The sequence below is a fragment of the Rhodococcus sp. IEGM 1351 genome, assembly GCF_030056875.1.
Classification (GTDB): Bacteria; Actinomycetota; Actinomycetes; order Mycobacteriales; family Mycobacteriaceae; genus Rhodococcus_F; species Rhodococcus_F opacus.
This window is the reverse complement of sequence record NZ_JASHKU010000012.1, coordinates 61,686-74,251: the sequence shown is the minus strand read 5'-3', so window position 1 is coordinate 74,251 and position 12,566 is coordinate 61,686. Positions and strand designations below refer to the sequence as shown.

Sequence of the window (12,566 nt, the reverse complement as noted above, 5' to 3'; positions counted from 1 at the left end):
GACACTCGTCAACCACGCACAGGCGGCGGAGCCGGCTACGCCCTCTGCGACGAGACCGACACGACCTCACCGGTGAGGTAGGTGGTGTAGTCGCTGGCGAGCATGGCGATGGTGGCGGCGATTTCCCACACCTCGGCGGCGCGGCCGAACGCCTCGTCGGACGCCAGCTTGTCGAGGAGTTCCTCGCTGGTCACCTTCGCGAGGAATGCGTGCCGTGCGATGGACGGCGCGACGGCGTTGATCCGGACGCCGTACTCGGCGGCCTCGATCGCACTGCACCGGGTCAGGGCCATGACGCCGGCCTTCGCGGCCGCGTAGTGCGCCTGCGAGTGCTGCGCCCGCCACCCGAGGACGGACGCGTTGTTGACCAGTACGCCGTTGTGCGGGGCCTCCTTGAAGTAGCGCAGCGCGGCGCGGGTGGCCCGGAACGTTCCGTTCAGCGTGATGTCGAGGACGCGGTCCCACTCCTCGTCCGTCATGTCGACGAGCGGGGTCTCGCCGCCGAGTCCGGCGTTGTTGACGAGGACGTCGATCCTGCCCAGCGCGTCGGCGGCCCCGGAGATCAGAGCGTCCACCTGCTCCGTGCTGGACACGTCACACGTCAGCGCTTCGACCGCCTGACCGGGGAACTCGGCGGCCAGTTTCTCCTTGGTCTCGAGGAGTCGACGCTCGTGCCAGTCGGACACCAGCACGTCGGCGCCCTCGAGCAGGGCGCGTCGCGCGGACGCGAATCCGATGCCGGTGCCCGCCGCGGCGGTGACGACGACCTTCTTGCCTTTCAACAGGTCGTGGCCCGGAGTCTCGACGGGCGCGGTGGCGAGCGGAGTAGTAGTCATGAACGGGCCTCTCGGGGAAGTCCGAGCACGCGCTCGGAGATGATGTTGCGCTGGATCTCGTTGGATCCGCCGTAGATGGTGTCGGCGCGGGTGAACAGGAACAGTCGCTGCCACTCGCCCAGTTCCAGGTGTTCGGGGTCCGTGACGTCGGACGACGGATCGGCCGGGGCGAGCAGCGACGCCGCGCCCTGCACGTCCATGGCCAGCTGACCGAGATCGCGGTGCCAGTTGGCCCACAACAGCTTCGCGACGGACGCCTCCGCGCCGGAGGTCCCGGCGTCGACCGCTTCCAGGGTGCGCAGGGCGTGTGCCCGCATCACCCGCAGCCCGACCCACGCGCGGGCGATCTTCTCGCGGATGTTCGGGTCGGTCGCCGCACCGTTGGCCTTCGCGAGGTCGACGACGCCCTGCAGTTCGCGGGCGAACCCGATCTGCTGCCCGAGCGTGGACACGCCGCGCTCGAAGGTGAGCAGACCCATCGCGACCCGCCAGCCGTCCCCCGGCTCCCCGACCACCAGATCCGCGTCGGTGACCGCGTCGTCGAAGAACACCTCGTTGAACTCGGACGTGCCGGTCAACTGCTGGATGGGCCGGACCGTGACGCCGGGCTGGTCGAGCGGGACGAGCAGGAAGCTCAGGCCCTGGTGCCGCTTGGATCCCGGTTCGGTGCGGCAGAGGACGAACGCCCACTGGGCGACGTGCGCGAGGGACGTCCAGACCTTCTGCCCGTTGATCACCCACTTGTCGCCGTCGCGGCGCGCGGTGGTGGCGACGTTGGCGAGGTCGGAACCGGCGCCCGGCTCGGAGTAGCCCTGCGCCCACAGTTCGGTCACGGTGTTGATCCCGGGAAGGAACCGGCGCTTCTGCTCCTCGGTGCCGAAGGCGATGAGCGTCGGCCCGAGCAGTTCCTCGCCGACGTGGCTGACCCGCGCCGGCGCCCCCGACTTCGCATACTCCTGATGGAACACCACCTGTTGTGCCAGCGTGGCTCCGCGCCCGCCGTGCTCCGTCGGCCAGCCGAGGCAGGTCCATCCCGCCGCGGCGAGATGACGGTCCCAGGCGAGCCGTTCCTCGAAGAACTCGTGCTCGCTGCCGGGGCCGCCCTTGCCTTTCAGCCGGGCGAAGTCGCCGGTGAGGTTGTCGTTCAGCCACGTCCTGACGGTCTGCGCAAAGTCGTCGTCGGTGATCAGCCCGTCCGGGCTCTCGCTCTGGTCCACGTCTGTAAGATAACCTACCAAGCACTTGCTAGGTAGGTAGGGAGCCCAGTGACCGAACAACCGACAACCACCCCGTCCGCCCTGAAACGGGCCGCACGCGAATTCGGCGAGCTCACAGCCGTGGCGGACGGCGACGTCCGTCTGACCTTCACACAACTGCACGACCGTGTCCGCGATTTCGCCGCAGCACTCAGCTCACAGGACGTGCGCCCCGGCGATCACGTCGCGGTGTGGTCGCCCAACACGTATCACTGGGTGGTCGCGGCGCTCGGCATCCACTACGCCGGCGCGACTCTCGTCCCGATCAACACCCGGTACACGGCCACCGAGGCCCTCGACATTCTCGAGCGCACCAAGACCACCGCACTGGTGGTCGCGGGCAAATTCCTCGGCACCGACCGGTACGCGGCGCTGCGCGACGAGTCGAGCACCCTCGACCTGCCGACCGTCGTCCGGGTTCCGGTCGACGGCGGCGACGTCGAGGTTCCCGGCGTCTTCGACTTCGACGACTTCCTCGCCCTCGCCGACGAGGACACGCGCGCCGAGGCCGACGCCCGCGCGGCCGCCGTCTCCCCCGACGACGTCTCCGACGTCATGTTCACGTCGGGCACGACGGGCCGCAGCAAGGGCGTGATGAGTGCGCACCGGCAGTCGGTGGGCATCGCGCAGGCGTGGGGCGAGTGCGCCGAGGTGACCTCCGACGACAACTACCTGATCATCAACCCGTTCTTCCACACCTTCGGGTACAAGGCGGGGTTCCTGGTGTGCCTGCTGAACGGGGCGACGGTGGTGCCGATGGCGGTGTTCGACGTTCCGAAGGTGATGGCGACCGTGCACGACGAGCAGATCACCGTGCTCCCCGGCGCCCCCACGATCTTCCAATCGATCCTCGACCACCCGGACCGCCCGAAGTACGACCTGTCCAGCCTGCGGGTCGCGATCACGGGCGCGGCCGCGGTTCCGGTCGCCCTGGTGGAACGGATGCAGTCGGAGCTGAGCTTCGACGCCGTCCTCACCGCCTACGGTCAGACGGAGGCGGTGGTGGTCACGATGTGCCGGACCGACGACGACCCGGTGACCGTGTCGACCACGTCGGGTCGCGCCATCCCCGGGATGGAGGTCCGGATCGGCGACAAGGGCGAGATCCTGGTGCGCGGCGAGAACGTGATGCTCGGTTACCTCGACGACCCCGAATCGACCGCCAAAACCATCGATGCGGACGGCTGGCTGCACACCGGCGACGTCGGGACCCTGGACGACCGCGGTTACGTCGACATCACGGACCGCCTCAAGGACATGTACATCTCCGGCGGTTTCAACGTGTATCCCGCTGAGGTGGAGAACGCTCTTGCCCGACTCGACGGCGTCGCGGAGTCTGCCGTCATCGGCGTTCCCGACCAGCGGATGGGCGAGGTCGGGCGGGCCTACGTGGTCGCCAAGTCTGGCTCGACGCTCGCCGAGGACGACGTGGTCGCGTTCTGCAAGGAGCGACTCGCCAACTTCAAGGTGCCCCGGTCGGTGCGCTTCGTGGAGTCCCTCCCCCGGAATCCCTCCGGGAAGGTCATGAAAAACGTTCTGCGTGAGGAGAAGAAATGACGGTTCCGGACGAGGGTGACGTCGTCACCTACGAGGTGCGTGACGGTGTCGCATTCGTGACGCTCAACCGCCCCGACTACCGCAACGCCCAGAACTCGGTGATGACGTACGCCCTCGACGCCGCGTTCGAGCGGGCCGTCGAGGATGACGACGTGAAGGTGATCGTCCTCGCCGGCAACGGCAAGCACTTCAGCGCCGGGCACGACATCGGCACCCAGGGCCGGGACCATCACGTGCACTACGACAACAAGGCCGTGATGTGGTGGGACCATGTCGACAAGCCGGGCGGCGACCAGCGGTTCGCGCGCGAGATGGAGGTCTATCTCGGGATGTGCCGTCGCTGGCGCGAGATCCCGAAGCCGACCATCGCGATGATCCAGGGCGCCTGCATCGCCGGCGGTCTGATGCTGGCGTGGGTGTGCGACCTCATCGTGGCGTCGGACGACGCTTTCTTCTCCGATCCGGTCGTACGTATGGGCATTCCGGGGGTCGAGTACTTCGCGCACCCGTGGATGCTCGGACCGCGGTTCGCGAAGGAAATCCTCTTCACCGGCGACCGGTTCACCGCGCAGCGCGCCTACGAGGTGGGCATGGTCAACCGCGTCGTGCCGCGCGAGGACCTGGAGCAGGAGACCCTCGCCATCGCCGGACGCATCGCCGCCATGCCCCGGTTCGGTCTCGCGCTCACCAAGAAGGCCGTCAACCAGTGCGAGGACCAGATGGGCATGCGGAACGGCATGGACTCCGTGTTCGGTCTCCACCACTTCGCGCACGCGCACAACGCCGAGATCGACACCGATCCGCTCGGCGGCATGGACGCCAAGTCGATGGCGGCCAGTGCGCGCAACTCGAACGAAGGGGCGAAGTAGGTGGATCTCGAGTTCGACGCCGCCACCGTCGCATTCCGCGAGGAGGTGCGGACCTTCCTGCGCGACAACGTTCCCGCCGAGCCGCTGCCGTCGATGGATACCGCGGAGGGTTTCGAAGCGCACCGCGAGTGGGAACGCACTCTCGCCGACGCCCGGCTGTCGGTGGTGTCGTGGCCGGAGGAACTGGGCGGACGCGACGCGTCGCTGCTGGAATGGGTGGTGTTCGAGGAGGAGTACTACCGCTCGGGTGCGCCCGGACGCGTCAGCCAGAACGGCATCTTCCTGCTCGCTCCGACACTGTTCGAGCATGCGAACGCCGAGCAGTTGGCCCGCATCATGCCGCGGATGGCCCGCGCCGACGACATCTGGGCGCAGGCCTGGTCGGAGCCGGAGTCGGGTAGCGACCTCGCGTCGCTCCGTTCCACCGCCCGGCGCGTCGACGGCGGCTGGGTGCTGAACGGGCAGAAGACGTGGAGTTCGCGGGCGAGCTTCGCGGACTGGGGTTTCGGGCTGTTCCGGTCCGATCCGGACGCCCAGCGACACAAGGGCATCACGTACTTCATGTTCGACCTGCGCTCGAAGGGTGTGACCGTGCGCCCGATCGATCAGCTGGACGGCGAGCCCGGTTTCGCGGAGATCTTTCTCGAGGACGTCTTCGTCCCGGACGACCCCGCGAACCCCGGCGAGTCCGGAGTGATCGGCGGCGTGAACGAAGGCTGGCGCGTCGCGATGAGCACCGCGTCCAACGAACGCGGACTGTCACTGCGCAGCCCGGGCCGTTTCCTCGCGACCGTCGACCGGCTCGTCGAACTGTTCCGGGACAGCGGACGCACCGACGACACGGCCCTGCGAAACAAGGTCGCCGACGCCTGGATCGGTGCCCGCGCCTACCAGCTGAATACGTTCGGCACCGTCACCCGGCTCGCCGACGGCGGGCAACTGGGCGCCGAATCGTCCATCAACAAGGTGTTCTGGTCGGAGTGGGACATCGCCACCCACGAGACCGCACTCGAACTGCAGGGCGCCTCGGCGGAGCTCGCGGACAACTGGATGGACGGCTACCTGTTCTCCCTGTCCGGTCCGATCTATGCCGGCACCAACGAGATTCAGAAGAACGTGATCGCCGAGCGGCTGCTCGGCCTACCGAAGGCGGATCGATGAGATTCACACTCGACTCCTCCCATCAGGACTTCGCGTCCAGCATCGACGCCCTGCTGTCGAAGGCGGACATGCCGGCGGTGATCCGGTCGTGGAACACCGGTGACACGGGTCCGGGTCTGAAGGTGTGGCAGCGACTCGCCGAGACCGGCGTCAACGGACTGCTCATCGCGGACGAGCACGACGGCCTGGGAGCCGACGCCGTCGACCTCGTCGTGGCCCTGGAACAACTCGGACGCCATGCCGTTCCCGGCCCCGTGGCCGAAACCGTCGCGGTCGTGCCGGTGCTGCTCGCGCAGGTGGCCCCGGACCGGTTGGCGGCGTTGGCTTCCGGTTCGCTCGCCACAGTCGCGGCCGCGCCGCACGTGCCGTTCGCCGTGGATGCGGACTCAGCCGATCTGGTCCTGCTCGTCGATGGTGCGACGGTGAGCCTCGGACAGGCCGGGGTGGTGCAGAACTCGGTGGATCAGTCGCGAAGGCTGTTCCCCCTCACCGCCGGGGTCGCCCTCGGCGACGTCGACTTCGGGCCCGCGTTCGACCTCGGGGCGTTGGCCACCGCGGCCCAGTTGCAGGGACTCGGGCAGACTCTGCTCGACGTCACCACCGACTACGCCAAGCAGCGCAAGCAGTTCAGCAAGGTGATCGGACAGTTCCAGGCCATCAAACATCATCTGGCCGAGGTCGCGGTCGGGCTGGAGATGTCGCGGCCGTTGCTGCACGGTGCGGCGCTGTCCGTGCGGGACGGGTCCGTCGACAGTTCCCGGGACGTCTCGGCGGCGAAGGTAGCGTGCGGGGATGCCGCGTACCGGGCGGCGCGGGTGGCGCTGCAGGTGCACGGCGCCATCGGCTACACCCAGGAACACGACCTGTCGCTGTGGCTCACCAAGGTCCGGGCACTGGTCACGGCCTGGGGCACGCCGGCGTTCCATCGTGGCCGCGTCGTCGACTCGCTTGTGGAGGCGTCATGAGTTTCGATAACGAGGAGCGGGCGGCGCTCCGGTCGTCGGTCCGGGATCTGCTGGGTAAGCACTCCGACTCCGCCGCCGTCCGCCGGGCGATCACCACCGACCACGGTTACGACGACGCCCTGTGGTCCACGTTGTGCGAGCAGATCGGCGTCGCCGCCCTCGCCGTTCCGGAGAAGTACGACGGCGTCGGGGCGTCGCTGCTGGAAGTCCATGTGGTGCAGGAAGAACTGGGCCGCACGCTGACGCCGTCGCCGATGCTGGGCAGCGCCGTGCTGGCCGCGCAGGCGCTGGTGCTGTCGGGGGACGACGACGCGTGCGCCCGACTGCTGCCCGGCATCGCGGCGGGTTCGGTGGCCGCGCTGTGCTGGGCGGGTGCGGACGGCTGGTCCGGTTTCGGGGTCACTTCGTCGGGCGAGGCGCTGTCGGGGACGGCGTCGTACGTGCTCGGCGGTGACGTCGCGGGCGTGCTGCTGGTTCTCACGTCCGAAGGCCTGTTCGAGGTCGACCCGGCGGCGGACGGCGTGACGCGTCGTCGCGTCGCGGCGATGGATCCGACGCGTCCGCTGTCGGAGGTGATCTTCGACGGGGTCGCGGCGCGTAGGCTCGTCTCCCCCACCGACCTCGTCGACCAGTTGCGCACGGTCGCACTGGTCGCGTTGTCGGCGGAACAGGTGGGCGCGGCGTCCGCGGCGCTGGAGCAGACGGTCGAGTACGCGAAGTCGCGCAAGCAGTTCGGCCGGGCGATCGGGTCGTTCCAGGCGCTCAAGCACCGCATGGCCGACATGTACGCCCTCGTCGAGACGGCCCGGTCCATGTCGTACGCCGCGGCGCTGTCGGGGACGCACGAGGACGCCGTCATCGCGAAGGTGTACTGCTCGGAGGCGCTGCAGCACGCCGCGGCGGAGGCCATCCAGCTGCACGGTGGCATCGCGATCACGTGGGAACACGACGCGCAGCTGTACTTCAAACGTGCGCACGGGAGTGCACAGCTGTTCGGGCAGCCGCGGGAGTACCTGCCGCAACTGGCTACCGCCGCCGGACTGTAGGCGGCTCCGCCGCCCGTGCGTGGTTAACGAGTCTCTGCACTCGTTAACCGCTCACGGGCGCAGCCCCTCCAGGTAGCTGGCGACCCCGTCTTCGTCGTTGCTGGGCAGGACGTGGTCGGCGAGGGCGAGGACTTCCGGCAGCGCGTTGGACGGGCAGAGAGCCGTTCCTGCCCACGTCAGCATCGGGACGTCGTTGATGGCGTCCCCGGCCACGGCGACCTCCTCCGTCGAGATCCCGTCGACCGCGCAGAGCTCGGCGAGCGCACTCGCCTTGGACACGCCCGACGCCGCCATCTCGACGTACGGCGCGCCGGAGTGCGTCAGCTCGACGCCGTCGACCCCGGCCGCCACCGCCGCCCGGTACAGCTCCGCGCTGGGCACCTCCGGGTGCCGGGCAACGATCTTCACCATCGGCTCGTCGATGTCGGGCAGCAGTTCCGACAAAGTCATCTCGTGCGGGTGCCGGTGGTGGTCGGCGAACTCGCACAACGCCGCGTACGCCGGTTCGGCGACGAAGCGCGTCGGGCCGATGTTCGCGAACACGACACCGGGCATCAACGTCCGCACCCGGTCCATCGCCGCCGCGGCCGACGCCATCGCGATGGTCGTCGTCGCCGTGATCACCGGGGTTCCGTCGGCCAGATCGAGGACCACCGCCCCGTTCGCGCAGATCGCCTTGCCGCGGAATCCGCACGACTGCGCCAGCTCGTGCACCGAATGCCGGGCGCGGGCCGTTGCCCACACCACCTCGACCCCCGACAGTCGCGCATCTTCCATGGCTTGCGCGGTGCGCGGGGAGATCGTGCGGTCCGACCGCAGCAGGGTGCCGTCGAGGTCCGTCGCCAACAGCCGAATTTGCGTCACCTCCGCATGATGCCAGGCGGCGCATGTACCCCTCACGACCCCACCGCAGTCGATAGCCTGGACAGCATGAGTCCTCGAGTACCCAGCATCGTGCTGAATTCCGGAACCATCCTCCCGCAGCTCGGCTTGGGAGTCTGGCAGGCGGACAACGACGAGACCGAACACGCCGTCGGGTTCGCCCTGGACGAGGCGGGCTACCGGCACATCGACACCGCCGCCGCATACGGCAACGAGGAGGGTGTGGGCCGCGGCATCGCGAATTCGGGTGTCGCCCGCGAAGACATCTTTCTCACCACCAAGTTGTGGAACGCGGATCAGGGCTACGAACCGGCGTTGAAGGCGTTCGACGCCAGCCTCGGACGACTCGGCGTCGATTATGTCGACCTGTACCTGATCCATTGGCCGCTGCAGGACGACGACCGCATCCTCCGCACGTGGGATGCGCTGGAGAAGATCGCCGAGTCCGGTCGCGCGAAGGCGATCGGTGTGTGCAATTTCGAACCGCGTCACCTGCAGTTGCTGATCGACCGGGGCGGCGTCGTTCCGGCGGTCGACCAGGTGGAGTTGCATCCGCATCTGGCGCAGCAGGAGATCCGGACGTTCGCCGTCGAACACGGCATCGCCGTCGAGTCGTGGAGCCCGCTCGGTGGCACCAGCAACTCGGGGTGGGGTGACGACTCGAAGCCGAACACGCTGCTCACCGACCCGATCATCACCCGCATCGGCGACCGGCACAGCAAGAGCGCCGCGCAGGTGCTGATCCGCTGGCATCTGCAGAGCGGGCTGATCGTCATCCCCAAGTCGGTCCACGAGTCGCGGATCCGCGAAAACATCGACGTGTTCGATTTCGAGCTCAGCGAGCAGGACCTCAGCGAGATCGAGACGATGGACGACGGCACCCGTGTCGGCGCCCACCCGGACGAGTTGAACATCGACGCACCGGAGTAGGCGGCTCCGCCACCCGTGCGCCTTTTTGGCTGTTCCAGCAACCAAAAAGGCGCACGGGCGCGGAGCGCCTAGAGCTTCACCGGCATCTCCTCGAGCCCCGACACGAAGTTGGCAGGACGACGCCGCAGCGGGCCGTCGTCGACGAGCACCATGCCCGGCAGCCGCGACAGCAGTTGCTCGAACATGATCTTCGCTTCGAGCCGGGCGAGTTGGTTGCCGAGGCAGAAGTGGGTGCCGAAACCGAATGCGACGTGCGGGTTCGGCGACCGTTCGATGTCGAACACCTCGGGATGCTCGAACACCGCCTCGTCGAAGTTGGCGGATTCGAAGAGCAGCATCATCTTCTCGCCCTCGCGCAGGTCGGTTCCGAAGAATTCGATGTCGCGGGTGACCGTGCGGCACATGTTCTTGATCGGCGACGACCAGCGGAGCATCTCCTCGACCGCCGCCGGGATGCCGTCGGGGTCGTTCACGAGCCGCTTTTGCTGATCGGGGTGCCGCATCAGTTGTTCCATGCCGCCGCTGAGAACGTGCCGGGTGGTCTCGTCGCCGCCGATCAGGATCAGCAGGGTTTCGCCGACGATGTCCGGGTCGCTGAGCCGGTGACCGTGGATCTCGCTGTGCACGAGGATGCTGGTGAGGTCGTCCGTCGGATTCCGCCGCCGCTCCGCGATGGTGCGGAGCGTGAATTCGTTGAATGCCAGGTAGGCGTTGGCCTGTGCCTGGAGTTCCTCCGGGGTGGCGTTGCTGCCGAGTGCGTTCATCAGGTCGTCGGACCATTGGAGGAACGTGTCGCGTTCCTCGGGCCGCACGCCGAGCATGTCACCGACGACGGCCATGGGAAGCGGCGCCGCCAGATCGCGCACGAAGTCCACTTCGTCCTTGTCACACGCGGCGTCGATGAGGTGATCGCAGATCTCCCGGATCCGGTCGATCTTCGCTTCCACCTGCTTGCGGGTGAATCCGGCGTTGACGAGTCGGCGATGCTGCAGGTGCTGCGGGTCGTCCATGTCGATCATCTGCGGGAGCGGGCCCACCCCGGGCCGGATTCCGCCCGCGTTGGAGAACAACTCCGGATCGCGTTCGGCCGCCAGGACGGCCTCGTACGATGCGGCGCCGAGAATCCCGTCCGCGCGATACACCGGTTCGTGGGCGCGCATCCATGCGTAGGCCTGCCGCGGGTCGCCGAGCTCGCCCGAGTAGAACCGTCCGTCGATCAGATCGAACTCCGGTCTGTCCGTCATCGGGGTACTCCTCAGCATTGAATCCCGCCAATCGTGCCCTGATAATAGAACGTGTTCTTACTATGACGCAGTGGTATAGCGGCAAGTTTCACAGATCCTCGGCTCGAGAATTGACACGAGTTCTATTACCTGGAGGTGGACGTGGTTACCAACGACGGCAGCAGCGGGCTCGCGAAGACGTCCGTACTCGTCACCGGCGGCGGCAGTGGTATCGGACTGGGCGTCGCCACCGCCCTGGCGGCCGAGGGCGTCCACGTCACGATCTGCGGTCGCAGCGAAGAGAAACTGACGCGTGCAGCGGAGCAGATCACCGCCGACAATCCCGCGGGGACGGTCGACACGATCACCGCCGACGTCACGAACGAGGACGACGTCATCCGCGCGGTCGCCAAGGCGAGCGAGCGCACCGGGCAACTCGACGGCGTCGTCACGTGCGCAGGCGGGAACGAAACGGTGGGACCCGTGACCCAGCTGGACGTCGACGCGTGGCGGCGGACCGTGGACCTGAACCTCACCGGCACCATGCTGACGATCAAGCATTCCGCCCGGGCGCTCGTCGCCGGGGGCGGCGGTTCCATCGTCACCATCTCCTCGATCGCAAGCAGCAACACCCACCGCTGGTTCGGCGCATACGGTCCGTCCAAGGCAGGAGTCGACAACCTGACGCAACTCGCCGCCGACGAACTCGGGGCCAGCAACGTCCGCGTCAACTGCATCCGCCCCGGCCTGACCCGCACCGACCTCGTCGCGCTCATCACCGACGGCGGACCCGTCCTCGACGACTACATGGCCAACACCCCGATCGCACGGGTCGGCGAGGTCACCGACATCGCCGCGCTCGCCAAGTTCCTCCTCGGCCCCGACTCCACCTGGATCACGGGGCAGATCATCAACGTCGACGGCGGCCAGATGTTGCGTCGCGGGCCCGACTTCACGTCGATGTTCGAGCCCATGTTCGGCGCCGACGGTCTGCGCGGGGTGGTCGCGCCGTGACGTCGCATCAGGTTCTCGGCAAGCAGGTCGACATGCCCGTGCAGATCCGGGCCGCGTCGGCGTTCATGGCGATGTATTCGGTGCCGACCGCCGCCGCCCAGTCGCTGATCGACTACTCCGGACTGGAGATCCTGCAGTTCCGGCCCGGACGCGGCATCTGCGTGCTCGTGTTCGTCGACTACGTGGACGGCGACCTCGGCCCGTACAACGAATTCGGGGTGGCGTTCCTCGTCCGCGACCATCGGGCCGACGGCACCTCGGTCCGCCGGGACCTGAAGGCGCTGGCCCAGGGTCGGGCGGGGGCGCTGATCCATCAACTGCCCGTCGACGGCGACTTCACCCTGGCCGCCGGTCGCGGCATCTGGGGCTTCCCGAAGGTCCTGGCCGATTTCGACGTCGACCACACCGGTTCCGTCAAGCGCGGTTCGGTGAGCCGGGACGGCCGGCTGATCGCCCAGTTGAGCGTCAACCCGGGCATTGCGGTGCCGGGTTCGGGGGCCGGCACGTCGCTCGCCGCCTATTCGCACCTCGACGAACTCACCCGGTTCACCACCTGGGACATGAACCCGACCGGGGTCCGCTCCCGGCCCGGAGGCGCGGAGCTGAAACTGGGCAGCCACCCGATCGCGGACGAATTGCGGTCGCTGGGACTTCCGAAACGGGCACTCCTCACGTCCTCGATCCCCGAATTGAAGATGACGTTCGGGGACGCGCGGCCCGTCTGACCGCACGTGAGTGGCGAAGCGTGCCCGCGCACGCTTCGCCACTCACATGGGGGTTGCGCCGATTACCGAACTGGGGTCCAATACCGGCTACGGTTCTGGACG

The 12,566-nt window shown here is 68.0% G+C and carries 12 protein-coding genes; 8 read left to right on the top strand and 4 right to left on the bottom strand.

The annotated features are described in order from the left end of the window. Positions 1-35: 35 nt before the first annotated feature. Both QM806_RS21505 and QM806_RS21500 read right to left on the bottom strand, forming a co-directional pair. Entirely contained in the window at positions 36-836 is an 801-nt protein-coding gene (locus tag QM806_RS21505; protein WP_005569818.1) for an SDR family oxidoreductase, read from the bottom strand. Continuing rightward, entirely contained in the window at positions 833-2,053 is a 1,221-nt protein-coding gene (locus QM806_RS21500) for an acyl-CoA dehydrogenase family protein (RefSeq protein WP_120659765.1), read from the bottom strand. The genes QM806_RS21505 and QM806_RS21500 overlap by 4 nt, the downstream gene beginning before the upstream one ends. A gap of 48 nt (positions 2,054-2,101) precedes the next feature. Between QM806_RS21500 and fadD3 the strand changes: the two genes are divergently transcribed. The 5 genes from fadD3 to QM806_RS21475 are packed head-to-tail and all read left to right on the top strand — an operon-like array spanning position 2,102 to position 7,690. Continuing rightward, entirely contained in the window at positions 2,102-3,649 is a 1,548-nt protein-coding gene (fadD3, locus tag QM806_RS21495) for a 3-[(3aS,4S,7aS)-7a-methyl-1,5-dioxo-octahydro-1H-inden-4-yl]propanoyl:CoA ligase (protein ID WP_120659766.1), read from the top strand. Further along, positions 3,646-4,518: an enoyl-CoA hydratase gene (locus QM806_RS21490; protein ID WP_120659767.1), complete on the top strand. Its 873-nt coding sequence runs from the start codon at positions 3,646-3,648 to the stop codon at positions 4,516-4,518. Before fadD3 ends, QM806_RS21490 begins: the two co-directional genes overlap by 4 nt. Then, on the top strand, positions 4,519-5,679 hold the full coding sequence (locus QM806_RS21485; RefSeq protein ID WP_005254491.1) for an acyl-CoA dehydrogenase family protein: 1,161 nt from the start codon (positions 4,519-4,521) through the stop codon (positions 5,677-5,679). It abuts the gene before it with no gap. Then, positions 5,676-6,644 carry an acyl-CoA dehydrogenase family protein gene (locus QM806_RS21480; protein ID WP_054245997.1) on the top strand — a complete coding sequence of 323 codons (969 nt, stop codon included), beginning with the start codon at positions 5,676-5,678 and terminating at the stop codon, positions 6,642-6,644. Before QM806_RS21485 ends, QM806_RS21480 begins: the two co-directional genes overlap by 4 nt. Further along, positions 6,641-7,690 (top strand): acyl-CoA dehydrogenase family protein, encoded by a 1,050-nt coding sequence (locus tag QM806_RS21475; protein WP_120659769.1) that lies wholly within the window; start codon positions 6,641-6,643, stop codon positions 7,688-7,690. The genes QM806_RS21480 and QM806_RS21475 overlap by 4 nt, the downstream gene beginning before the upstream one ends. Before the next feature lie 51 nt (positions 7,691-7,741). Here the strand turns inward: QM806_RS21475 and QM806_RS21470 are convergent, their stop codons facing one another. Continuing rightward, positions 7,742-8,554 (bottom strand): HAD family hydrolase, encoded by an 813-nt coding sequence (locus tag QM806_RS21470; RefSeq protein ID WP_065489050.1) that lies wholly within the window; start codon positions 8,552-8,554, stop codon positions 7,742-7,744. 66 nt (positions 8,555-8,620) lie between these two features. On the opposite strand from QM806_RS21470, the gene QM806_RS21465 reads away from it, so the two are divergent. After that, positions 8,621-9,502, top strand: coding sequence for an aldo/keto reductase (locus QM806_RS21465; RefSeq protein WP_039952881.1), 882 nt, complete (start codon positions 8,621-8,623; stop codon positions 9,500-9,502). A gap of 68 nt (positions 9,503-9,570) precedes the next feature. Here QM806_RS21465 and QM806_RS21460 read toward each other — a convergent pair whose 3' ends face one another. Continuing rightward, positions 9,571-10,746 carry a cytochrome P450 gene (locus QM806_RS21460; protein ID WP_120659770.1) on the bottom strand — a complete coding sequence of 392 codons (1,176 nt, stop codon included), beginning with the start codon at positions 10,744-10,746 and terminating at the stop codon, positions 9,571-9,573. Positions 10,747-10,887: 141 nt separating this feature from the next. Here QM806_RS21460 and QM806_RS21455 point away from each other — a divergent pair, with 141 nt between their 5' ends. Both QM806_RS21455 and QM806_RS21450 read left to right on the top strand, forming a co-directional pair. Continuing rightward, positions 10,888-11,739 carry an SDR family oxidoreductase gene (locus tag QM806_RS21455; RefSeq protein WP_172649859.1) on the top strand — a complete coding sequence of 284 codons (852 nt, stop codon included), beginning with the start codon at positions 10,888-10,890 and terminating at the stop codon, positions 11,737-11,739. Continuing rightward, positions 11,736-12,464 (top strand): acetoacetate decarboxylase family protein, encoded by a 729-nt coding sequence (locus tag QM806_RS21450; RefSeq protein WP_005572077.1) that lies wholly within the window; start codon positions 11,736-11,738, stop codon positions 12,462-12,464. Before QM806_RS21455 ends, QM806_RS21450 begins: the two co-directional genes overlap by 4 nt. Positions 12,465-12,566: the final 102 nt, after the last annotated feature.